Consider the following 23,740-nt stretch of genomic DNA (forward strand, 5'->3'; position numbering starts at 1 on the left):
GCGGCGCACCCTTCCTATATTGCCGTCAGTTACCAACCGGAATTGCGCCTTGCCGCCACGACTGACATCCTTTGCCGATGACGCCCGCATCGCCTTCGATAATCTCGCCGACCGGGCGAGCGGCCTCGTCAATCCGACCGTGCGGCTCGGCGTTACCGGGCTCTCCCGCTCCGGCAAGACGGTCTTCATCTCCTCATTGGTTCACAATCTGCTGCATGGCGGCCGACTACCGCTGTTCGAGCCGGTCCAATCCGGCCGCGTCTCGGCGGTGCGGCTGGAACCGCAGCCGGATGATGCCGTGCCGCGCTTCCAGTACGAGGACCATATCCGCGCGCTGGTGAAGGACCGTATCTGGCCGGATTCGACCCGCGCCATCTCCGAGTTGCGCATCACGCTGGATTATCAGAGCGCCAGCGGCTGGAACCGGTTGTTTTCGCCCGGCCGCCTGTCGATCGATATCGTCGATTATCCCGGCGAATGGTTGCTCGACCTGCCGCTGCTCGGCAAGAATTACCGCACCTTCAGCGAGGAAACGTTGGCACTTGCCGAAACCGGCGTCCGCTCCGAGCTGTCGCGCCCATGGCTGGCGCTGACGCGCGCCACTGACATCCATGCCGGCGCCGACGAGATGATCGCCCGCGACCTCGCCGCCGCTTTTGCCGATTACCTCAAAGCCTGCAAGGCCGACGAACGCTCGCTTTCCACCCTGCCGCCTGGCCGCCTGCTCCTGCCCGGCGATCTCGACGGCTCGCCGGCATTGACCTTTGCACCGCTGGCTCTGCCGCCGGACGGGCGCCCTGGCCGCGGCTCGCTCTGGACAATGATGGAGCGGCGCTACGAGGCCTATAAATCCATCGTCGTCAAACCCTTCTTCCGCGAGCATTTCGCCCGCCTCGACCGCCAGATCGTCCTGGTCGATGCGCTGCAGGCGATGAACCGCGGCCCCGAAGCCGTGCAGGATTTGGAGCGCGCGCTGACCGACGTGCTTGCCTGCTTCCGCCCCGGCACCAATTCGCTGCTCTCATCCCTGCTCGGGCGGCGCATCGACCGCGTACTGGTTGCCGCCACCAAGGCCGATCATCTCCACCATGAAAGCCACGACCGGCTCGACGCGCTGACCCGCCGCCTGGTGGACCGCGCCATCGACCGCATCGGCATCGCCGGCGCCGGCATCGACGTCATGGCGCTTGCCTCCGTGCGGGCCACCCGCGAGGCGACCGTCAAGCGTGACGGCCATGAACTGCCGGTCATCGTCGGTACGCCGATGGAGGGCCAAGCCATTGCCGGCGAGCGCTTTGACGGCCAGAGAAAGACCGCGATCTTTCCCGGCGACCTGCCGGAGGATCCGGAAAGCCTGTTCGACCTCACCGCCTCGCGTGTAACCGGTGTGCAACTGCCCGATGTCAATGTCGTCAGGTTCCGCCCGCCGCATCTTGAGGAAACCGGCGGCGGCATCAAGCTGTCGGTGCCGCATATTCGCCTCGACCGTGCCATGCAGTTTCTGTTCGGAGACCGTCTCGCATGAGCAAGCCCCCGTCCGATCCGCCGCGCCGCGCGCCCGCCGCCTTCAGCTATGAGGACGAAGCCACCGAGCGGCGTGACAACGGCCGGCAAGGAGGTGAGCGGCGCAAGCCGGAAAGCTTCTCGGAGCATATCGTCGTGACGCCTGATGAGGACGATCCCTTCCTCAATCCCGACAAGGATCTGAGCGCGGTCCCCGTTGCAGCGCCGCGCAAGCGGCGGACCTCCTTCGGCAAGATTGCCGCCGGCGCCTTCGGCATCCTGCTGTCGCTCGCCATCGGCCTCTGGACCGATAGCCTGATCCGCGATCTCTTCACCCGCGCCGACTGGCTGGGCTATGCGGCCCTTGCCGTGCTGGCGGTCGGCATTCTCGCCGTACTCGCCCTCGCCATCCGCGAAACCATCGGCATGATGCGCCTTGCCGCCGTCCAGAAGATCAAGGCCGAGGCCGAGGCGGCGATCCTCGAGACTCGGCCGGCCAAGGCGCGCGCCGTCGTCGCCCAACTGACTGCGCTGCTCTCGGCAAATCCCGAGACGTCAAAGGGCCGTGCGACGCTGAAGGCGACCGAGGGCGAGGTCATCGATCCCCCGCATCTGATCGCGCTGGCCGAACGCGAACTGCTCGCTCCGCTCGACCGCAAGGCCCGCGCCCTGATCGTCAATGCCTCCAAGCGCGTCTCGATCGTCACCGCCGTCAGCCCGCGCGCCGTGGTCGACCTGCTCTACGTGCTCTATGAGGCCGTGCGCCTCATTCGCGCCATGGCCGAGCTTTACGGCGGCCGTCCCGGCACGCTCGGCATGTTCCGCCTGCTGCGCGACGTGCTGGCGCATCTGGCCGTCACCGGCTCGATCGCCGTCGGCGACAGCCTGGTGCAGCAAGTGCTCGGCCATGGACTGGCGTCCAAGCTCTCAGCCCGACTGGGTGAAGGCGTCATCAACGGGCTGATGACTGCCCGCATTGGAATCGCGGCAATGGATCTCTGCCGTCCGCTCGCCTTCCGCGCCCTGAAGCGGCCGGGAATCGGTGATTTCATCGGCGATCTCACCCCGTCCATGTCGCCGCGCGGCAACAATCCTTGAACGAAACAGCGATTCCGCAGCTTTCGACTCCCCTTGCGTAATGCCAGAGAAGTTTCAACAGATTCAATGATCTAGTGACGGGAGTTTAAAATCGCCGTCGCACGAAAGCCTTACGCCGCCTCGCATTTCGGCACAATTGAAAGGAAGGATTAACCATTCTTCGGCAAAACTTGCAGCCAGTTCGTGAGTGGTGTTTGCCAAGGAAAATCCATGTATTCGCGCAAGTTTCTCATCGTATGCGGCTTGGCCGCCGCGGCATTGTCTCCCGTCGCAGATGTCGCTCCGGCAGCCACTGCTGCAACCCGTGACAAGGCCTTCTTCGATTCCGTCGCCGGCTCATGGAAGGGCCCCGGCGAAATCGTCGCCGGCAAATATAAGGGCACGAAATTCACCTGCAACCTGATCGGTGAGCCCACAGGCGACAGCAGCGCCGGCATCAAACTCGACGGCACCTGCCGCGTCGGCGTCTTCAAGCAGCCGATGACCGCCGTCATCTCGCAGTCGGGCTCGACCTACAAGGGCAAGTTCCTTGACGGCGCCGCCGGCAAGGGCCTTGACGTCGTCTCCGGCGCCGTCTCCGAGGATACCGTCGTCGTCGGCATCAACCGCGCCAAGCTGAATGGCGCAATGATCGCCCGCGTGCGCGACGACAAGACGATGAACGTCACCGTTTCGGTCAAGGTCGAAAGTCAGATGGTGCCGGTCATCGGCCTGACGCTGACCCGCCAGGTCGACGAGATGGCCGTCGGTTCCATCGAGTAGGCAAATCCCACAGCGGATTTTCCTGAAGCGGCGGGTTTCCGCCGTTTTGCGTTTCAGGTCCCCTTGCTTCAGGCGCTCAGCCACCAGTCGCGACTATCGTCTGCGACCTCGATTCCGGTCACCTCCGCATCCGACAACCACTCACTCACCGCCCTGCCCCTCACGAGCAGACCCGGCGCTATATCGGCAAGCGGCATCAGCACGAAACCGCGATCGGTCATGCGCGGATGCGGCAGTTCCAGCCGCGGCGCGTCCTGGACCACATCGCCATAGGTCAGCACGTCGATATCGAGCGTGCGCGGCCCCCACCGCTCGATGCGCTCGCGTTTCATTTCGCGTTCGATCGACAGGCAGACATCGAGCAAAGCCTCAGGCGCCAGCCTGGTCTCGACGGCGGCGCAGGCGTTGAAGAAGAAGGATTGGTCCGTCTTGCCCCAGGGCGGCGTGCGATAGAGCCGCGAGACCGCCGTAACCCGACAGTCGTCCCGTCCGTCCAGCCTCTGCAGCGCGGCCGCCATCGCCTTTACGGGATCGCCGATATTGCCGCCGAGACCGAGTGTGGCGGATTGCAATGCGGCCTCAGGCAAAATGCTCAACGCTCACCTGCACGAAATCGAGCACGCCAGGGACCGGCGCGTTCGGCTTGCGCACCGTGATCTTCGCCCGCCGCACCTGCGGGAATGTCTCGCAGAGCCCCTTGGCGATATCGAGCGCCAGTGCTTCGATCAGGTAGCGCCGTTTGCCCGTGACGATCTGCTCAATCACGGTGAAGGCGACACCGTAATTGACGGTATCGTTGATCGAATCGCTTTCCAGCGCCTCGCCGGCGACGACATCGAGCTCGGCATCGACGAAGAAGCGCTGGCCAAGGAACTCCTCCTCGTCATGCACGCCGTGGCGCGCGAAGAAGGCGCAGTTCTGCAGCGTAATCGTGTAGGTGGTCATGTCGGCCGCTTCCTCTCGAATTCCTGGCGCGCATTGAGCATAGCATCGGCGATATCAAGCGCATCCCTGTTGATTGCGACATTGTGCACGCGGAAAACCGCAGCCCCTTGAAGTCTGAGCAGCGCGCTGGTCGCAGCCGTCGCAGCATCCCTGTCCTGCGCCTCACGCCCCGTCACCGTGCCGAGGAAACGTTTGCGCGACGTACCGGCGAGCAGCGGCAGACCGAAGCGGGAAAGTTCGGAAAACCGCGCCATCAGCTCCAGGTTTTCTTCCGCAGTCTCCTTGGCGAAGCCGAAGCCCGGATCGAGCACGATGCGATCGCTGTTGACGCCTGACGAAGCGGCGATCGCAAGCGACCGCTCGAGGAAATGCACCTGATCGGCAATCACATCGACAAGTTTTACTCTGTCGCGACCGGTGTGCATGATACAGAGTCCGGCTCCGGTCACCGCGGCGATATCGGCGATATCGGGCTCCTTCTGCAGCCCGAAGACGTCGTTGACGATATGGGCGCCGGCACTGATTGCCAGCCGCGCCGTCTCGGCGCGATAGGTGTCGATGGAGATCAGCGCCTGGGTGCGGCCGCGCAGCGCCTCTATGACGGGCAGCACGCGCGCCTGCTCCTCGGAAGGGCTGACGGTTGCTGCGTTCGGCCGGGTCGATTCACCGCCGATATCGACAATCCCTGCACCCTCGCTCACCGCCCGCAACGCCTGTTCGACTGCTGCATCGACGGTTTCAAAGCGTCCGCCATCGGAGAAGGAGTCCGGCGTCACGTTGATGATCGCCATGATCGTCGAACGACGGCCGAGTTCGATCTCTCGGCCATGGCCGACACGCCACAATCTGCCTTCGAGCCCTGTCACCAGACTTATCCCATTGGAGACGAAAAAAGCGCCATCCGATATTGCGCTTGTGGTGGCTATGCCCCAAGCTCCCGTCGATTTCAACACGGGTTGCGTTCAGAATGCCGCTTGCAGTGCGTTATATGGTCCTTCCTATCGCCTTTTCCATTGCTCTTTCCCTCTGCAGCCCCGTGGCAGCCGAAGTGATCGCATCGAAAAGCTATTCTTATTTCGACATTCGCGGCAAAACCGCGGATGAGCTCGACCGCGAACTCAGCCGGCGCGGGCCGACAGCGAGCGGCTCTTCGGCGCGTCATCCCGGCGCCACGAAGATCCGCTTCGGCGGCGAGGCAACCTACATTCAGGATAACGGGCGCTGCCGCGTCGGCAACGTCAAGGTCACGGTCCACACCCAGATCATCCTGCCGCGCTGGAGCAGCCGCAAGGGCGCCAGCAAGGAGCTGTCGATGATCTGGGACGCTCTGTCGAGCGATATCAAGCGCCACGAGGAGCGCCATGCCGAGATCGCCCGCGATCAGGCCCGCGCCATGGAGCGCGCCATCCGGGCGCTGCCGCAGCAGCGCAGCTGCGAAGCCATGCAGGAACTCGTCTCCGGCGAATCAGCTCGCGGTATAGAGGAGCACGATCGGCAGCAGGCGCGATTCGACCGGGTCGAGGCGGTCAATTTTCAGAAGCGCATGTTGAGGTTGCTGAACAATCGAATCAATGATCGAGCCGGCGCAAAATAAGGCTTTTTCAGTCTTGTTGCGAGCGGAAAACCTTAGCTGCACAACGAAACTTGTGCGAAACTTGCACCCTCCCCAGCGATTGAATGGTCATTTTTCATCCTGGCAGACTCAACCGGAACGCGTTAATATGAACACATTCGAAAGTTCAGGTACGGCAACTGCACTTTCATCGCTGGGTTCTCCTGGCGCGTTCCGAAGCCGCGGATGTTCCTCCCTCATCCGTAGGTAATGCGCCCGCCTCGCCTCGCTCGCTCTAGCGCGCGAGGCGTCTTTTTTGATATCGAATTTTTCGGCGACGATTGTGGCGCAGCGCGCTTCAGGCCTGGCGTTCCGGCACGTGCACCACGAGCCCGTCATAGACGGCCTTCATCCGGATCTGACAGGACAGCCGCGAGGTCGGGCGTACATCGAAGGCGAAGTCGAGCATATCCTCTTCCATCGCTTCCGGCTGGCCGACCTTCTCCGTCCACTCCTCGTCGACATAGACATGACAGGTCGCGCAGGCGCAAGCGCCGCCGCATTCGGCCTCGATGCCGGGCACCGAATTGCGCACGGCATTCTCCATCACGGTGGAGCCTTGGTCGACGTCGAGGTCGAAGCGCGTGCCGTCGAAGGCGACGATGGTAAGTTTGGGCATCAGAACTATTTCCGGTCTTCAGGTGGATGGGCGGATTTTCTTCCGACAATTCGACGCATCAGTCAACATTGGGAAATCCGTGACAGCCTCGCAGATCGGGCCTTCGCCCGCCGTCTTCAAAGCGTCATCAGGGACGTCGCAAAAAGACCCGTGGTTCCGCAATGGAACAACGGGCCTCGTTCGAACGGTACCTCAGGCATATCGCCCAAAAATATGCGGCGGTTTTGGCACAGCGACCTGCGTCGGTGAAGACCTGGAGATCAGCCGCGGCAGAGCTTCAGGATGAAATTCTCGGCGTCGATAACGGCAGCGCCGAGCGCTGCCGTCGCGCCGGCATCACCGCCGGTTTCCTCGACGGCTTCCGCCGTCTGCGACACGCGGAACGCGCCGACGGAGCTTGCCGCACCTTTCAGCCGGTGCGCGGCTGCGCCAATACGGATGGTTTCGCCGCTTGCAATATCCTGGAGGCAGGCACGGGCCTGGCGCGCAAACATCTGAAGGACTTCGATTTCCAACGTCTTGTCGCCCATCGTCTGCTTTGCGAGATGGACCAGATCGATTGGCCGGACCTTCGAAGGACACGGTCCCTTTGCATTATCCGGCGCCTCGAATACGATGTTCAATGCTGCCATCTGGGCTGCCATTGCCAATTCTCCCGTCTCTATCGTCCGCAGTTGCAACAGTTCTGCGTCCGGAGAGTGGCCATCACGTTAAATTCGGGCACATTCAGGGCGGAAATCTCGCCATATGGTTAACGTCCGTTAAATATCCCTAAATTATTGGTTTTTAAGCGATGCCTCGGATTCAAAGATGTTAACAACGGGTTAACGAGCCGTGAATCTCAAGCCTTCATTAATTGTGTGAGGACCTCAGATGTGTCACTACGATACTGGTGGAGCGGGTTTATGGTACGCGCCTTTGCCGAGCGAGTGGATAATGGTAGTGTTTTGATACCTTCCGTTTGAAAAAGCGGCTATCTACTCTGAAATGACATGCTTATCCGTCCTTCGTTGGGATGGAAGGCTGGAACGGCAAAGTTGTTCCCGGGTGAGGCGGAAGCCAGGGATGCGCGGTTGGGCCGGCTGACAGTAACGAGGCATACCCGAATGGCGAACAACAAATACAACGAGTCAATTGAGGACAAGGCGTTCAAGGCATTGGACGAGGCGCTCCAGATCGACTTTAGCAAGGATAACGTACCGTCTCGCCGCGGCGACGCGCCCCAGGCCCCGGAGGCTAATGTGTCTGATCCATCGAATGCGCGTAATCAGCAGGCTCAGGACGAAGCGCAGCGCCGCAGCCGCCGCGGTGCCGCCGGCGAGCAGACTTCCAGGGGTCCGGCCTTCACGCCCGCCAACGATGCCAGCCGCAATACGCCCGCCTCGATCCTGAAATCCTTTGACGGCGCCTCCAGCCGCTCGGCGGTGCGCACCGCCACCTTGTTTTCCGTGCTTTGGGTCATGGCCGGCCTTGGCCTGATGTCGCTGCTTTATGCTCCGCAGATCTGGCAGATCCGTTCGCTCGCCGACCTCGTCGCCCTGCCCGGCGTCATCGCCGGCCTCGTCGGCATCATCGTTCCCGTGATGATGTTCTACGCCTTCGCCATCATGATCTCCCGCGCCCAGGACATGCGCAACGCCGCCCGTTCCATGGCAGAGGTGGCATTGCGCCTGGCAGAGCCGGAAACCATCGCCTCCGAGCGCATCATGACCGTCGGCCAGGCCGTGCGCCGTGAGGTCTCGGCCATGAACGAGGGCATCGAGCGCACCATCGCGCGTGCCTCCGAGCTGGAAACGCTCGTCCATTCCGAAGTCAATGCGCTTGAACGTTCCTATGCCGACAACGAGTTGCGCGTGCGCGGCCTCGTCCACGAACTCGGCTCCGAGCGTGAGGCGATCGTCAACCATGCCGATCGTATCCGCACCTCGATCGGCAGTGTGCACGACCAGCTGAAGGAAGAGCTGTCGCTGGCGACCGAAGAGATCGCGGTGCGGCTTGCCACATCCGGCGAAGCCTTCGCCTCGCTGATCGATACGCGCGCCGCGACGATCCTGGAAAAATCGGACAGCGCCCTGCAGTCGATGGGCAGCCTGCTCTCTGCCAAGACAGATACCCTGCTGCAGACCCTGAACGCATCGGGTTTTGCGCTCGCCACAGAATTCGACAACCGCCTCGAAGCGCTCTCCGTCAATCTCAACGACCATGGCGAAAGACTGCTCAGCCAGTTCGAAACGCGCGCCTCGACCATGGACAGCAGCACCGAGAAGCTGAATGCGGCGCTGAACGAGCGCACGCACCAGCTCAACGAGATCCTGATCGCCCGCACCCGCGAGATCAACGAGAGCCTGACGTCAGGCGAACGTACCATCGGCGGCACGCTTGACGACGTGCTGTCGAAGCTGAACAGCGCGCTCGACGAAAAAGGCGCAAGCTTCCGCCAGAGCCTGCAGACCACCGCCGACGACGCCGTCATGGATCTCGACGTGCGCTCCGGCTTCTTCGAGGAGCGGCTGCAGACGACCGTCGCCCAACTGTCGACCGCCTTCGACGAACGCGTCGCCGAGTTCACCAGCGCCTTCGACAAGCGAACCGGCTCGCTCGACACCAAGCTGATGGAAAGCCTCGCTCGTATCAACGAGACGCTGACCGGCGGCTCGGATTCGATCGACGGCATCCTGAATTCCGGCATCGACCGGCTTGGTTCGTCGCTATCAGACCAGTCGCTGGCGCTCGCCACCGCGCTCGCCACCGGCCACGAAGTGCTGGAAAGCACGCTCGGCAGCCGCGCAGATGAAATCACCACGGCACTCACCAGCCGCACCGGTGAACTGACCTCTGCGCTGCAGAGCGCGACTTCTGAAATCGCGCTGACCCTTGCATCAGGCACCTCCGAACTGCAGAACAACCTTCAGACGCGCTCGGCCGAATTCCGCGACACGCTGCGCACCACCACCACTGATCTGACGACTGCCGTTGCCGCTGGCACAGAACAGGTGACCGCTGCCTTCGGCGGTCGCGCCGAGGAGCTCAGCGGCGTGCTTGCTGCGCGTGCGGCCGAAATCAGCGAGGCGCTCGGCACGGCCCACGGCCGCATCGACAGCGTCATGGCAGAGCGCGGCGGCGCACTGGTCGAGGCGCTGACCACCCATCACAGCCGCTTCGAGGAAACGCTGGCAACCCGCTCCGACGCCATCATCAATGCCGTCTCCGGCACCCATGACCGTCTTGCCGAGACGCTCGATGAAAAGTCGATGGCGCTTGCCATCTCTCTGAACGAGAGCCATGCCCGCATCGAGGATACACTTGAGACGCGCTCCGAGGCCTTACTCAACGCCGTGTCTGGCACGCATGATCGTTTGTCGGAAACGCTGGACAGCAAGGCGGCGGCCCTGACGACCTCGCTCGACGAGCGCCATGCCCGCATCGAGGATGCGCTTGGAACACGCGCCGAGGCACTGTTGAACACTGTATCCGGCACGCGCGACCGTCTTGCCGAGACGCTCGACGAGAAGGCGATGGCGCTGGCCATGTCCTTGAACGAGAGCCAGGCCCGTATCGAGGAGACGCTTGAAACCCGTTCAGCCTCTCTGCTGAACGCCGTCTCCGGCACCCATGACCGTCTCTCCGAGACGCTGGACGGCAAGGCGGCAGCTTTTGCCACCTCGCTGAGCGAAGGCCATGCCCGTATCGAGAATACGCTCGAAACCCGCTCCGCGGCGCTGCTGAACGCCGTCTCCGGCACCCATGATCGCCTCTCCGAGACGCTGGACGAAAAGGCGATGGCACTCGCCATCTCGCTCAACGAAACCCAGACGCGGATCGAAGACACGCTGGAAACCCGATCGGCAGCCTTGGTGAATGCGGTCTCCGGCACGCATGACCGTCTGTCCGAGACGCTGGACGAGAAGGCGATGACGCTCGCCATCTCGCTCAACGAGAGCCAGTCGCGGATCGAAGACACGCTGGAAGCACGCTCCGAGGCCTTCCTCAAGGCCGTGTCTGGCACGCACGACCGTCTCTCGGAAACGCTCGACGAAAAGGCGACGGCGATCGCCGCCTCCCTGAACGAGGGCCAGAGCCGCCTACAGGATACGCTGGAGAGCCGCTCGGAATCCTTCCTGAATGCGGTCTCTGCCACCCACGACCGCCTGTCCGAGACACTTGACGATCGGGCGATGGCGCTTGCCATCTCGCTGAACGAGAGCCAGAGCCGTCTCGAGGAGACGCTGACAACAGGCGCCGATGCGATCACCAATGCGGTTTCCGGCACGCATGTTGGCCTGAACGGTGTACTCGACCAGAAGGCCGCCGCCCTCGCCACTTCGCTGAGCGAAGGCCAGGCCCGCCTCGAGGAAGCCTTGGGGCACCGCACCGCCGCGATCATCGGCGCCGTGACGGCAACCCACGACCGGCTCACCGATACGCTCGACGAAAAGACCATGGCGCTCGCCATTTCGCTCGACGATAACCAGAGCCGCTTCGACAGCGTGCTCGAAGCCCGCAGCAACGCCATCATGGAGGCCGTCTCCGGTGCCGAGGCACGAGTCGCCGGTGCCTTCTCCGACAAGACCGATGCGATCCGCACCGCCTATACCGACAATCAGCAGCGGCTCGAAAATGCGCTTTCCGAACATAGCGCCGCCCTCTCGGGTGTTCTCGATGCCGGCGGCACCCGCTTCGAGGATCTCGTCGGCGGCTTGACCGGCCGCATTGAAGGCCGTCTGACCGATGCACATACACGGCTCGGCGGCCTCGCCGACGAAGCCGCGGCGCGCATCGAGGGCGGGCTTGCCTCGGCCCATGAGCGCATCCGCACGACGCTCGAAGACCGCGCCAACGCCATAGACCTATCGCTGAACCAGGCCCATGCGCTGATCAGCGATACGCTGGCCGAACAGGCGACCAGCATCGGCACCTCGGTGGCGACGAGCGTCGGCATGCTCGAATTGTCGCTGGAGCACCGTGAAGCCGCAATCCGCCAGGCGATCGATGCCGGCGCCCAGAGATTGGAAGATCGCATGCATGCCGGCGCCGGCCAGATCGCCGGCCGCTTCCAGGAGGCGGCAAGTGCGATTTCGAGCTCCACCCAGGATTTGTCCACCCGTCTCGATCGGTCGGTCGAAAACCTGACGGGCCGTTTTGATGAAACCGGATCGCGTGTGGAAGCCGGTCTTGCGGCGATCGAGACCCGCATCCGCGACGGCGTCGGCGGTGTTGCCGAAAAGGTCGAAGCGGCCAGCGGCCAGCTGTCCGGCGTGCTTGCCGACGGCGTCTCTCGTCTCGGCGCGCTCAGCGACGACGCCACACAGCGCATCTCGGCGACGCTCGAAGGCAGCGCCGCAAACCTCACTCAGGCGATCGACAGCCGCACCGCCAATCTGGCCGAGACGCTGGACAGCCGCACCACCAGCCTGACCGGCGCTATCGATGGCCGAACCGCGAGCCTCGCCGAAACGCTCGACCGCGGCAATGAACGCATCGAGGAACGCCTCTCCACCATGGACCGTGCGTTGACCGTCGGCCTCGATGCCGTCAACCGCACTATCGAAGGCAAGGCCGCTGGTCTCGCCTCGACGCTGCGCAGCGCGGTTGCCGACGCGGCCCAGGGAATGGAAGGCGAAGCGACGAGAACCACCGAACTGCTTGGCAAGACAGGCCAGCAATTCGCCGAGGATCTCAATGTGAAAAGCGACGAATTCACCCGCACCATGGATGAGCGCTCGTCGCAGATCGTCACCCGCGTCGCCGAAGCTCAGAACCGGCTGGCAAGCCAAGCCGCTGCCGTTGCCCAAACCTTCTCCGAAGCCGGCAATGCCATCGTCAACAAAGTCGCCGAGGCTGAGACCATCGTCGGCACGCAAGTCAATGCCATCTCCAAGGTGCTGTCGGATGCCAGCCAGTCTCTGGAGTCACGCGGCAACGCCATCCGCTCGACGCTCACGGGCGCCGGCAGTGAGATTTCCGCAACCATGGCGGATGTCGACCGGGCGCTCGAAGCCCGCAGCAGCGCCATTCGCACCAATCTCGAGGAGCGAGCCCGCGAGATCGATACGACGTTCTCCGAGATCGACCGGGCGCTCGAAGCGCGCGGCAACTCGATCCGCTCGACGCTCGAGGAGCGCACCCGCGACCTCAACTCGATGTTATCAGGCCGTTCGGTCGAATTGACACGCATCCTCGACGAGACGGCCCGCCCGATCATCGACCGCTACACTGATGCCGGCGAGCAGGCCGCCGCCCGCATCACCGCCGCAGCCAACCTCAGCGCCGACCGTCTGCGCGCCGAAAACGAAGCGCTCGCCAGCGCCGTTGCCGCCCGCACCGAGAATGTCGCCAATGCCGTCAGCGCCATCGAAAACAGCCTGGTCGGCAACGTCAACGGCCTCGTCCAGCGAATGTCGGAAAGCAGCGCGGCGATGGCGATGATGATGAACCGCGCCGCCGAGCAGCTGACCAGCGTCGACGGTCGTCTGGGCGATACCACTACGCGGTTTGCCGACTCCGCCACCAAGGCCGCCGAGATGGTCTCCGCCTCCACCAGGCTTCTCGAAGGCAAGATCGACCGCCTCTCCGACATCTCGGGCCAGACGCTGGCGCAGGTCGGCGGCATCATCGGCCGCTTCGACGAACACTCCAAGGTCCTGACCCAGGCCTCGCAGCTTCTCGGCGCCGCCCAGTCCAACCTCGCCTCGACGCTCGAGGAACGCGAGAGCGCGCTGCAGACACTCTCTGTCGGCCTCGTCCAGCGCTCCGCCGAGATCGAAAAGACCATGCAAGGCCTCGGCGGCATGATCGAGACCGTGTTCGAGCGGGCAGAACAGCGCTCCAGCCAGGTCACCGGCAATTTGCGCCAAGGCGTGCAATCCTCCTTTGCTGACATTGGCCGCATTCTCACCGAAACCGAGAAGCGCGCCCAGGAAGCGGCAGAGACGATGCGCGAGGCGATCACCCGCGCCGGCGACGAGGCCAATACGACGATCGACGGCACTTTCGCCAATGTCGAACGCCGTTCCGGCGATCTCTCCAATCGCATTCGCGGCGGTCTCACCGCCTCGCTGTCGGACGTCGAGCGCATGCTCGGCGAAGCCGGTCGCGCCTCCGACGGTGCCGCCCAGCACATGCGGGAAGCGCTACGCGAGGCGATCGACGATGCAGTCGGCCGCTTCTCCGGCGCCACCGAAGATATCCGCCGCTCTGCCGCCGACATCCGCAGTGAACTCGACGCGACCCGTGCCGAACTGAAGCGCGGCGCCTTCGATCTTCCCGAGGAAGCCAAGGAAAGCGCCTCGGCCATGCGCCGGGCGGTCGCCGAGCAGATCAAGGCGTTGCAGGATATCTCCCAGCTCGTCGGCCGCTCCAGCCAGCAGCTTGAGATCTCCGAACCTGTCGCCCGCACGCTTGCTCAGGCGCAGCCGGCCCCGCGTCCCACCCAGCCGGTCGCAGCCCAGCCGCCGCAGCCGGCAGCGCCGCCGCCGCTTGAAGCGACGGGCCTGCGCGGAACGATTGCACCGTCTGCGCCGGCTGCCGCCCCTCCGCGCGGCGCGCCGCAGCCTGCCCCCGCTCGCCAGGAGCCAGCCCGCCAGGAACCGGCGCGCGCCGAAGGCGGCGGCTGGATCAGCGATCTCCTGCGCGGCGCATCGCGTGACGAGGCCGCCGACGAAGCGCCTGCCCGCGCCCCGGCCCGCCAAGCGGAAACCGCCGCCCCTGCGACGCGCAGCAACAGCGATAGCCGCAATCCGCGGCACGTCGTCGAATCGCTGAACTCGCTCTCGGTCGATATCGCTCGCGCCATCGACCACGACGCCTCGGTCGATCTCTGGCGCCGTTATCAGCGCGGCGAGCGCGACGTCTTCACTCGTCGCCTCTATACGCTGAAGGGCCAGCAGACTTTCGACGAGATCAAGCGCAAATACGACCGCGAACCGGAATTCCGCACCGCCGTCGACCGCTATATCGGTGATTTCGAAAAGCTGCTCGCCGACGTCGCCCGCACCGACCCGAACCGGACGGTGACGCAGTCCTACCTCACCTCGGATACGGGCAAGGTCTACACCATGCTCGCTCATGCCGCAGGCAGGCTCGGCTGAGCCTGACTGGGACCTGCGATTTGGAAAGCCGCTTGAACACGTGTCAGGCGGCTTTCGTTCTATATTGCGAGGGTGAAGGCATCTCTGCAGATATACAAAAGCAAAGCATTCCGAAACGAAACCATCCACCGTTCAGTTACGGAAACCTCCCCGAAATGACCAAGGCCCTTCTGATCATCGACGTGCAGAACGCGATCCTCGCCGGCAAAGCCTCGCCTGAGCGGCAGCCTTACATCGATACCGCACTCGACGAGACCGTTGCGCGCTTGGCAGTGTTGCAAGAAAAAGCTCGGCAGGCGGGCGCGCAGGTCGTGCTCGTTCAGCATGACGGCGACGTTGGCCATCGGTTGGCTGTCGGCACGCCGGGTTGGGCCCTGCGCGACGAGATCGCGCCAAGGCAGGCCGAGGTCGTTGTGCGCAAGAAAAGCGCCGACTCCTTCTTCGAGACCGATCTTGCCGAATGCCTGCACGAACGATCAGTCACTCACCTCGTCGTCGGTGGATGCATGTCGCAATTCTGTGTCGACACCACAGTCAGGCGAGCCGTGTCGCTCGGATATGATGTGACGTTGATTGCCGATGGTCACATGACCGGCGACACAGCGACCTTCACCTTCTCCGAGATCATTGCCCATCACAATGAAACGCTCGATGGTTTCGATGCCGGCAAGGCAACGGTAGAAATCCGCCCCGCCGCCGAGATCGAGTTTTCATAAATTCTCAGACCACATGAGAACCGGGACCGCCTGGCAGCACCGGATTCCGATATCTCACCGATCGGCGGCTATGCTCCAGTTATAAATGCACCGATCGAGACCGATGGCGATCTCAAGCACGAGCACGTCGTGGTCGAAGGCAGCTCCCTTCTTCGGCTGCGACCGGTAACGCTGCGGAAAATCCGTGCGTCGCGAGATCGAGCAGACCTCCATCCACTTGTCGCCATTGTCGACCTCGATATCCATCGTCACCTCGGAATAGCCCGGCAGCCGGTCGGAAGGTACGATCCGCGTCGGCAGATGGATCAGCGATGCGATCATCCGACGGACCGGCTCGAGGCATGCGGCGTGATAGTCGTTACCGCTATCGGCCGTGAAGGCGCATTGGAATTCAAGCTGCCAGAATTCCTTCAGCCGCATGTGTTTGGTCGGCTGTTCCTGCTCGCGACGATAGGATCTGCCGGCTTGCCAGACGCAGAGCGGCAGCCGTGTCTTGGAGTGATTGCCGAGAATATGCTGCATATAGATGTAGGTCGACGGCGTGGTCTCCGGTCTCAGCACCAGCGCGGTATCGCTGGTGGAGAGCTGCTCCTGGACCCAGATATCGGCGTTCGAATAGGCGCTTGAAACAAGTGACCGCGGCATCAGCGCCGGCGCCTCGACCCTCCTGACATCCCAGGCCAGATTGACGGATCTGAGAAAACTGCGGACTTCTTGTGAGAAGAAGCCGATCATATGATCGCGCAGATGGATCTCGCGCTCCTCCCAATGGACGAGCGAATTGACATGATAAATATTGAGCACGGTGCCTGTCTCCCTGGCAGCCTTGATTGACGTGGTGAGGGGCTTTACGTCCAGCAGCGCGCCGGACGCCGATAGCGCCCGTACGTCACAGCAGGACGCGGAGACCTCGTCCGTCAAAAGCGCGCAAGATCGCAACCTGCGGGCAGGTGCTGATATGACGGGAGATGGGCGCGCGCTTCGTGCTCATGGCGAAATTCTCTACGTGCCCAGCCGGACATTGTCAAACGGCCGCAGCGAGCCGGACGTCGGTCGAAGGACATGGTGAGACAAAAGGGATCATCTGTGGATGACCCTTTTTTGTTGCCCCGGTTCCTTCATTCCGTCACAAACCTTTTTAATCCCCTTGCGTTCAAGCTCATGACCAAACGATAGAGACAGCAACATTGATGACCAAGACGACATCCAGGCTCCTTGCCACCGCGCTCTCCTCTGCTTTCCTGATGGGCGCCGTCACGCTGGCTGAGGCCGGCCAGGCAAGTTTCGTCGTCGATGCGCAGTCCGGCCAGGTCCTCGAAGGTTCCAATCAGGACGATCTGAACTATCCGGCGTCACTGACCAAAATGATGACGCTCTATCTCGCCTTCGAGGCCCTGCATGACGGACGCCTCAACTGGGACCAGAAGCTCACAATGTCGGAAAATGCCGAGAGCAAGGAGCCCTTCAAGCTCGCTGTCGGGGCCGGCCGTAAGGTGACGCTGCGCGAAGCGGTCGAAGGGATTGTGGTGCTGTCCGCCAACGACGCTGCTGTGGCGATCGCCGAGCAGCTTGGCGGCTCCGAACAGGCTTTCGCCAAGGAGATGACCGACAAGGCACGCCAGCTCGGCATGAAGGACACGGTCTTCAAGAATCCGTCTGGCCTTCCCGATCCGGAGCAGGTCACCACGGCGCGGGATATGGCGACACTTGGCGTTTCGCTGATGCGGGACTTCCCCGAGGAGTTCAAGCTCTTCTCGATGCGCGGCTTCCAGTTCCGCGGCATGAAGCTGCGCGGCCACAACAACCTCATGTATCGCTATGACGGCGTCGACGGCATCAAGACCGGCTACACCGACGCATCGGGCTACAATGTCGTGACCTCGGCGTTGAAGGATGGCCGCCGCGTGGTCGGCGTCGTCATGGGCGAAAAGACCGCGAGCATACGCGACGACAAGATGGCAAGCCTGCTGGACAGCGCTCTATCGTCGTCATCGACCGCCACAGCTTCCACGACACCCGGCAGCCAGCCGGGAACGACGATGACGGATTCGCAACCGACGAAGTAGCCCGAAAGCTTAGCCCGAAAGCTTAGATAGTCTTCAGCGTCCAGCTGACGATCTCGGAGGCAACCGTGGAGAAGGCGCGGTCGAGGCCCTTGACGAAGCCGTCATTGCCGCCGCCGGCCGGCGCCATGGCGCGGAACACCTTCTGGGCGCGCACCGAGCCGTTGCGGTCGTTGAGGATCTTGGCGGAGATCTCGACCACCGCCTGGTTGCCGTTCGAAGCATCGATCTCGAAGGAGCGGATATCGGTAACGACTTGGTAGTCGATCGCCAGCCCCTGCCCCGGCATGCCGACGCCGCCGAGCTTGCCGGAGTTCTCGAAGGCTTCCACCAGTTTCGACTGCACTATGCGCGGCAGCTTGTCGCCCCACTGCGCCTTCGAAAGATATTGGATTTCTGACGGCGAAACACGGATAACGATCTGCTCGCTGTCGAGCGCTCTCAGCGCCGTCGGGCTGGCAATCAAGATCTGGCGGGATTTGGCTGCGGGTCCACCCCCGTCGACGGCGGCGGACAGGTCATAGGTATCGTTCTTGGCCGCGGTGCCGCACCCGGAAAGGATCAGCGCCGTCAGCGGCAGTGCGATCACCGTTCCCCTGATCCAAGAACGGCGTGACGACAGATGCGATGCGACCATATTCGGCTACCCCTGACTTCCCCAGTTTAACGCCGCGTCCGGCCGTCATATTGCTTGACCGTTTCCCCGCCGAAGATCAGGCGTTGCGGATTGCGGTCGAAGTTGGTGATCGTGTCGTTCAGATTGCTCACGGTTCCGCGCATGTCGTTGACGAGAGTCTGCACGTCGCGCAAACCACCGCTCGAGAATTTCTGCAGATTGTCGGCGATCGGCCCGATGCGCGAATTCAGGTTGTCCGCCACCTTCTTGAAGGATTCCAGCGTATCTCGCGCCTCAGTGAACAGCGATTGCGTATTGTCGGTGCCGAGCAGCGCATCGACCTTGATGAGAATGCCGTCGATGCGGGTCGAGGCCGAATTCAGCTTGTTGGAAAGCTGCGACACGTCCTGGATCGTCTGGTCGATATCTTTCTGACGCGCGGAAACGGTGTTGGCGACGTCGCGGATCGAGGCGACGGCGACGCGCGCATCCTTGGTCGCCTGCGCGATATCGTCGACCGAACCCTTCACCTTCTGGGGATCGATCTGGGCAACGAGCGTATCGACGCGGTCGAGTGTCGCCTGCGCCTGCTTGCCGAAATCGTTGAAGGTGGTGGCCGTCTCGTCGAACTTCTGGATCGCGCCCTTGAGGTCGCCCGAAGCATCGGCGACATTGGCGGTAATCTTCTCGGCATTGGAGACGATGTTGTCGATCTTCTGTGCATCGACCGCCTTGACCAGCTTTTCGACCGCTTGCAGCGTCGAATCGACACGACCGGAGACCGCCTTCACCGTGTTGGAGAGTTCACCCACGCTCTGCAGGAAGGAGTCGATATTGCCGGAATTCTTGGCAAGCGCATCCGAGAACGTCTCGGCATTCTTGAAAGTCTCGGTCAGCGGCCCGCGCGAATCTTCGATGAAACCCTGAAGTTCACCAACCGCGTCGTTGGCACGATCGAGTATCTTGTCGGCGGTTGCCAGAAGATTGGTGACGCTTGACTGGTCGGCGACGATGACGGCGCGTTTGCCGTTGTCGATCGCATGCTGGAGGATGCTTTCCTCGCCTTTCCGGCCGCCTGACAGTTCGATATAGGCGGCGCCCGTCAAGCCCTGGATTTCAAGGGCGGCCTTGGTCGAGGGGTAGATCGGCGCATCGGTGCGCACCTGGGTGAAGGCCAGTGAATATTGCGGATCGTCGGCATCGATCGACAAAGTCTGCACCGAGCCGATCTGGATGCCGTTGAAGCGCACCGGTGAGCCGACGCTGAGGCCGTTGGCCGAGCCCGGAATACGCACGATCAGTTCCGTCATCGGGCCGCCGCGGCCATATTCGGCCATCCAGTAGACGAAGCCGAAGGCAGCCGCGATCACCAGCACCGTGAAAAACCCGACAATCGTGTAATTGGCTTTGGTTTCCATCTTATCCGGTCACTTTCCGCTGCTGTCGTGCCGCGCGGCAGTAGCGTTCTGCGGCACGATCGACCGCGCGCGTTTGCCCTTGAAATAGGCCTGCACCCAGGGATCGTCATAGGCCAGCATGTCGTCGATCGTGCCTTCCACCATTACTCGCTTCTTTCCGAGCACGGCAATACGGTCGCAGACCGAAAACAGGCTGTCGAGGTCGTGCGTGACCATATACACGGTCAATCCCAGACTATCGCGCAGGCTGGCGATCAGTTCGTCGAATTCGGCCGCGCCGATCGGGTCGAGGCCGGAGGTTGGCTCGTCCAGGAAGACCAGTTCCGGATCGAGTGACAGCGCGCGCGCAAGGGCTGCGCGCTTGATCATGCCGCCAGACAGTTCGGAGGGATATTTGTCGGCGGCATCTGCTGCAAGCCCGACCATACGGATCTTCAGATGCGCCAGCTCATCCATCAGCGAGGTCGGCAAGTCGAGATATTCGCGCATCGGCACCTGGATGTTTTCCTTGACCGTCAGCGACGAAAACAGTGCTCCCTGCTGGAACAGCACGCCGAGCCGCATGTCGAGCGCGTTGCGCTGCGGCTCGTCGAGTTCGTCGAAATTCTGGCCGAGGATCTTGATCGTGCCGGAGCGGCGCGGCAGCAGCCGGAGCACCGTGCGCATCAGCACCGATTTGCCGGTGCCCGACGCGCCGACGAAGCCGAGGATCTCGCCGCGGTAGATATTGAGGTTCAGATTGTCGAGCACGACCTTGGAGCCGAAGCCGACGGTGACGTCGCGCGCCGACAGCACGATGTCCCTTTCGTCCTTGTCTTCCGTATCGATCGGTTTCTCGTCCACGCGATTCGCCATGCTAGAAGTCGATCGCTGCATAGAACATCGCAAAAAGCCCGTCCATCAGGATGACGACGAAAATCGCCTTCACCACCGAGGCCGTGACATGCTGGCCGAGCGATTCCGCGCTGCCGCCCACCTTCAGCCCCTCGACGGCGGCGACGATGCCGATGACCAGCGCCATGAACGGCGCCTTGATCATGCCCGACAGCACAGTCGACAGCGTCACCGCCTCGTGCAGGCGCGACAGGAAATTGGCGAAGGTGATGCCGGAATAGCCCCAGGCGACAGCGGCAGCCCCTCCCAGCGAAGCGAAATTTGCCAGCACCGTCAAAAGCGGCAGCGCAATGGTCAGCGCCACCAGCCGCGGGAAGATCAGCACGCCGATCGGGTTCAGCCCCATCACCTTCAGCGCGTCGATCTCCTCGCGCATCTTCATCGAGCCGATTTCGGCGGTGATCGCGCTGCCCGAGCGGCCGGCGATCATGATCGAGGTCAGAAGCACGCCGATTTCGCGCAATTGCAGGATGCCGACGAGATCGACGACAAAAACCTCAGCGCCGAAGTAGCGCAGCTGAAAGGCGCCCTGCTGGGCAATGATCGCCCCAATCAGAAACGACATCAGCAGGATGATCGGGACGGCGCGAACGCCCATATGGTCGATCTGGTTGACGATTGAGGCCGGTGAAACGCCGCTGCCGCGGCCGAATTTCATCTGGGCGCCGCGCACCGCCGAGCCGAGGATATACATGGCGGCAGCGAAATTGTCCCAGATCTCATAGGTCATTTTGCCGATCGGCGCGAAGATGCGCGCAATAAGCGAGACTTTCTCCGTCTGCTCCGGCTCGGGCTTGGCCGGCTCCTCGGAAAACATCTCCAGCATTTCGTCGATATGCGGATTGGTGCCTTCGAAGCGAACCACCCGGCCGCCCGCCTCTTCTTGTTTCTTCAGCCGGCACAGCAGCCAGATGCCGGCGGTGTCAATATCCGAAACGTCCGAGAGGTCTACGGTCAAGTCACCGGTCTTTTTCTGCAGCAGCTTTTCGAAATCGCGCAGCACCAGATGGATGTAGGCGCTGCGCCAATTTCCTTGAAGACGCACACGCTGTCCCGAGCCATCAGCCTGGTCGTCCACATCAAGGGAGGCGGCGTTGCGATTCTCGGCGTTCAAGATACTTGTGTCTTTCAAGGCTTATAGCGACATTGCCGACTCGCGAAGCAGATCGTTCGTCGCCCGGCGCGTCAATATACAGAAGCACCGTGCAATTTCCATGCTCGTAGGAGAGCAATAATGCCGCGCACCCTCGATATCCAGATGAATTCCTTTCCGATTGCCGGGACCTTCACTATCTCGCGCGGGGCAAAGACCGAGGCCGAAGTGATCACCTGCACGCTTGTCGAAAAGGGTGCGCAGGGGCGCGGCGAATGCGTGCCTTACCGCCGCTACGGCGAGACCATGGAGAGCGTTTTCGCCCAGATCGAGGCGGCGCGACCGCTGATCGAGGCCGGCATTTCGCGCAGCGACCTGCTATCGGCCATGCCGCCGGGCGCGGCCCGCAACGCCGTCGATTGTGCCCTCTGGGATCTCCAGGCAAAGCAAACAGGAGACAGCGTCGCCGCCCGCCTCGGCATTGCCGCTCCGCAGCCGCTCACCACCGCTTACACCATCTCGCTCGGCACGCCGGAGGTGATGGCCGCCCAGGCGCGCGAGCATGCCGGCCGCGCCCTGCTGAAGGTCAAGGTCGGCACCGGCGACGATGAAAGCCGCATCCGCGCCGCCGCGCCCGATGCCGCCATCATTCTCGACGCCAATGAGGGCTGGCCGGAGGCCGTGTTGGAGCGTCATCTCCATATCGCCGCGGAAGCAGGCATCGCCCTCGTCGAGCAACCGGTGCCGGCTGGCCGCGATGGGCTGCTCGCCGAAATCCGCCGCCCGCTCCTCGTCTGCGCCGACGAGAGCGTCCATCACACCGGCGATCTCGCAAGCCTTGCCGACCGCTACGACGCGATCAACATCAAACTCGACAAGACTGGCGGCCTGACGGAGGCGCTGTCGATGAAGGCCGAGGCCGAACGGCTCGGATTCAGCATCATGATCGGCTGCATGGTCGGTACCTCGCTTGCCATGGCGCCCGCCGTTCTGCTCGCCCAAAATGCCGATTTCGTCGATCTCGACGGCCCGCTGCTGCTGGCCCGGGACCGCGAACCCGGCCTGCGTTACGCCGCTTCCCTGGTCTTTCCACCCGAAAGCACCCTCTGGGGCTGAAGATAATAGGCTGAGATGACGAGGCCGAGGCCGGAGAACGCGATCAGCGCCATGACGTAATAGCTGACGACGCCGAGCCAGGCGTAGAGATAACCCGACGCCAGGGTCATCAGCGCCATCGCCATGCCGACATAGAAGAAATAGGCGCCCTGCGCCGATGATTCCTGCGTTTCCTGAACCGTCGCCATGATTCGCCGCTGCACGCCGGTATGCACGAAGGCGTAGGTGAAGCCGTGGAAGCATTGCAGCAGGAAGAAACCGGCAAAACCGGTATTCATCGGAAACAGGATCCAGCGGCAGACGCTGATGGCGCAGCCGAAGCGGATCAGCGTCCAGGCGTCGAAGCGACGGTTGAGACGCTTCGACAGGAAGAACACCGTCACTTCCGAAGCGACGCCGGCGCTCCAGAGCAGCCCGACCTCAGTGCCGGAGAAGCCGAGCTGATGCCAGTAGATCGAGGAAAAAGCGTTGAGCACCGCATGGCTCGACTGCTGGATGGCGACGCCGATCAAAAGCAGCAGCAGGTGCGGTTCGCGCAGGCCGCTGCCGGTGGCGGCCGGAATGTTGATCGGCTGGCCGCGGCGCCGCGTCGGCCCGATGCGCGGACAGAAGATCGCCATGACAACGGTCATGATAAAGCCGAACACCATGACATCAAGCACCATCCCGCCGCCCCATCGGCTGATCATCTGGCCACCAACCAGCGTCGAGACGATGAAGGCGATCGAGCCCCACACGCGCATCGACCCGTAATCGAGCCCCCAGCGGCGCACACCTGAGATGACGATCGATTCGACGATAGGCACATAGGGCGCGAAGGTGGCGCCCTGCAGCGCATAGATGATCGCCACGGGCCAGAAGGTCGTCGTCCAGAAGAGCGCGATCGCCGTCAGCAGCGACATGCCGCCCGACCAAAGCAGCACGTCGGCGCGCTCCTTCAAGCGGTCGGCGATCATGGCGACGACAGGCGCCACCAGCACGCGAACCACCATCGGTATGGCAAGGATGATGCCGATTTCGTGGTCGCTGAAGCTGTGGGTTGCGAGCCAGACGGGAAAGAACGGCAGGACGATGCCGTTGACGAGCAGCGGCGCGCAATAGGAAAGCGCGCTGAGCAGCCGGAAACGCGGCGGCGCTCCCTCACCCGTCGGGGAATTTTGAGCGGGAATCATAGGTGGACCTGCAGGAAACTGGACGC

19 protein-coding genes are annotated in these 23,740 nt (G+C 62.8%); 8 read left to right on the forward strand and 11 right to left on the reverse strand.

The window, feature by feature from the left end:
• Positions 1–49 precede the first annotated feature (49 nt).
• The 3 genes from N1937_RS11305 (at position 50) to N1937_RS11315 (ending at position 3,363) form a co-directional block, all read left to right on the forward strand.
• On the forward strand, positions 50–1,525 hold the full coding sequence (locus N1937_RS11305) for a YcjX family protein (protein WP_260058819.1): 1,476 nt from the start codon (positions 50–52) through the stop codon (positions 1,523–1,525).
• Positions 1,522–2,601 carry a YcjF family protein gene (locus N1937_RS11310; protein ID WP_162119645.1) on the forward strand — a complete coding sequence of 360 codons (1,080 nt, stop codon included), beginning with the start codon at positions 1,522–1,524 and terminating at the stop codon, positions 2,599–2,601. Before N1937_RS11305 ends, N1937_RS11310 begins: the two co-directional genes overlap by 4 nt.
• A 210-nt stretch (positions 2,602–2,811) precedes the next feature.
• A complete protein-coding gene (locus N1937_RS11315) occupies positions 2,812–3,363 on the forward strand; it encodes a hypothetical protein (RefSeq protein WP_017964521.1) in 552 nt (183 codons plus the stop codon).
• A gap of 68 nt (positions 3,364–3,431) precedes the next feature.
• Here N1937_RS11315 and folK read toward each other — a convergent pair whose 3' ends face one another.
• The 3 genes from folK to folP are packed head-to-tail and all read right to left on the reverse strand — an operon-like array spanning position 3,432 to position 5,174.
• Positions 3,432–3,950: a 2-amino-4-hydroxy-6-hydroxymethyldihydropteridine diphosphokinase gene (gene folK, locus N1937_RS11320; protein ID WP_017964522.1), complete on the reverse strand. Its 519-nt coding sequence runs from the start codon at positions 3,948–3,950 to the stop codon at positions 3,432–3,434.
• Positions 3,943–4,308: a dihydroneopterin aldolase gene (gene folB / locus N1937_RS11325; RefSeq protein ID WP_017964523.1), complete on the reverse strand. Its 366-nt coding sequence runs from the start codon at positions 4,306–4,308 to the stop codon at positions 3,943–3,945. Before folB ends, folK begins: the two co-directional genes overlap by 8 nt.
• Positions 4,305–5,174, reverse strand: coding sequence for a dihydropteroate synthase (gene folP, locus N1937_RS11330; protein ID WP_260058822.1), 870 nt, complete (start codon positions 5,172–5,174; stop codon positions 4,305–4,307). The genes folB and folP overlap by 4 nt, the downstream gene beginning before the upstream one ends.
• A gap of 101 nt (positions 5,175–5,275) precedes the next feature.
• On the opposite strand from folP, the gene N1937_RS11335 reads away from it, so the two are divergent.
• A complete protein-coding gene (locus N1937_RS11335) occupies positions 5,276–5,902 on the forward strand; it encodes a DUF922 domain-containing Zn-dependent protease (protein WP_260058823.1) in 627 nt (208 codons plus the stop codon).
• 316 nt (positions 5,903–6,218) lie between these two features.
• Here the strand turns inward: N1937_RS11335 and N1937_RS11340 are convergent, their stop codons facing one another.
• Together N1937_RS11340 and N1937_RS11345 are read right to left on the reverse strand one after the other, a co-directional pair.
• Complete coding sequence (locus N1937_RS11340) at positions 6,219–6,539, reverse strand: 2Fe-2S iron-sulfur cluster-binding protein (protein WP_003540151.1); 321 nt, start codon at positions 6,537–6,539, stop codon at positions 6,219–6,221.
• A gap of 260 nt (positions 6,540–6,799) precedes the next feature.
• Positions 6,800–7,183 (reverse strand): Hpt domain-containing protein, encoded by a 384-nt coding sequence (locus N1937_RS11345; protein WP_017964526.1) that lies wholly within the window; start codon positions 7,181–7,183, stop codon positions 6,800–6,802.
• A 462-nt stretch (positions 7,184–7,645) separates the two neighbouring features.
• Between N1937_RS11345 and N1937_RS11350 the strand changes: the two genes are divergently transcribed.
• Positions 7,646–14,626, forward strand: a complete 6,981-nt coding sequence (locus tag N1937_RS11350; protein WP_260058829.1) for a hypothetical protein — start codon at positions 7,646–7,648, stop codon at positions 14,624–14,626.
• Positions 14,627–14,781: 155 nt separating this feature from the next.
• Complete coding sequence (locus tag N1937_RS11355; protein ID WP_170255773.1) at positions 14,782–15,342, forward strand: cysteine hydrolase family protein; 561 nt, start codon at positions 14,782–14,784, stop codon at positions 15,340–15,342.
• A gap of 54 nt (positions 15,343–15,396) precedes the next feature.
• On the opposite strand, the gene N1937_RS11360 is transcribed toward N1937_RS11355, so the two are convergent.
• On the reverse strand, positions 15,397–16,146 hold the full coding sequence (locus tag N1937_RS11360) for an aminoacyl--tRNA ligase-related protein (protein ID WP_260058831.1): 750 nt from the start codon (positions 16,144–16,146) through the stop codon (positions 15,397–15,399).
• A 386-nt stretch (positions 16,147–16,532) separates the two neighbouring features.
• On the opposite strand from N1937_RS11360, the gene N1937_RS11365 reads away from it, so the two are divergent.
• Positions 16,533–17,408, forward strand: coding sequence for a D-alanyl-D-alanine carboxypeptidase family protein (locus N1937_RS11365; RefSeq protein ID WP_260058833.1), 876 nt, complete (start codon positions 16,533–16,535; stop codon positions 17,406–17,408).
• Positions 17,409–17,430: 22 nt separating this feature from the next.
• Here N1937_RS11365 and N1937_RS11370 read toward each other — a convergent pair whose 3' ends face one another.
• Genes N1937_RS11370 through N1937_RS11385 form a run of 4 tightly spaced genes read right to left on the reverse strand, consistent with a single transcriptional unit; the run spans position 17,431 to position 21,465 of the window.
• Positions 17,431–18,042, reverse strand: a complete 612-nt coding sequence (locus N1937_RS11370) for an ABC-type transport auxiliary lipoprotein family protein (RefSeq protein WP_017964530.1) — start codon at positions 18,040–18,042, stop codon at positions 17,431–17,433.
• A 26-nt stretch (positions 18,043–18,068) separates the two neighbouring features.
• Positions 18,069–19,439 carry an MlaD family protein gene (locus tag N1937_RS11375; protein WP_017964531.1) on the reverse strand — a complete coding sequence of 457 codons (1,371 nt, stop codon included), beginning with the start codon at positions 19,437–19,439 and terminating at the stop codon, positions 18,069–18,071.
• A gap of 9 nt (positions 19,440–19,448) precedes the next feature.
• Positions 19,449–20,294, reverse strand: a complete 846-nt coding sequence (locus tag N1937_RS11380; RefSeq protein WP_170281234.1) for an ABC transporter ATP-binding protein — start codon at positions 20,292–20,294, stop codon at positions 19,449–19,451.
• Position 20,295: 1 nt separating this feature from the next.
• Positions 20,296–21,465: an MlaE family lipid ABC transporter permease subunit gene (locus N1937_RS11385; protein ID WP_170255768.1), complete on the reverse strand. Its 1,170-nt coding sequence runs from the start codon at positions 21,463–21,465 to the stop codon at positions 20,296–20,298.
• A 102-nt stretch (positions 21,466–21,567) separates the two neighbouring features.
• Here N1937_RS11385 and dgcA point away from each other — a divergent pair, with 102 nt between their 5' ends.
• On the forward strand, positions 21,568–22,542 hold the full coding sequence (dgcA, locus tag N1937_RS11390) for an N-acetyl-D-Glu racemase DgcA (RefSeq protein WP_260058835.1): 975 nt from the start codon (positions 21,568–21,570) through the stop codon (positions 22,540–22,542).
• Here the strand turns inward: dgcA and N1937_RS11395 are convergent.
• Positions 22,494–23,714 carry an MFS transporter gene (locus N1937_RS11395; protein WP_260058836.1) on the reverse strand — a complete coding sequence of 407 codons (1,221 nt, stop codon included), beginning with the start codon at positions 23,712–23,714 and terminating at the stop codon, positions 22,494–22,496. The genes dgcA and N1937_RS11395 overlap by 49 nt on opposite strands.
• Between the last annotated feature and the right edge of the window lie 26 nt (positions 23,715–23,740).

The organism is Rhizobium sp. WSM4643, assembly GCF_025152745.1.
Lineage (GTDB): Bacteria > Pseudomonadota > Alphaproteobacteria > Rhizobiales > Rhizobiaceae > Rhizobium > Rhizobium leguminosarum_I.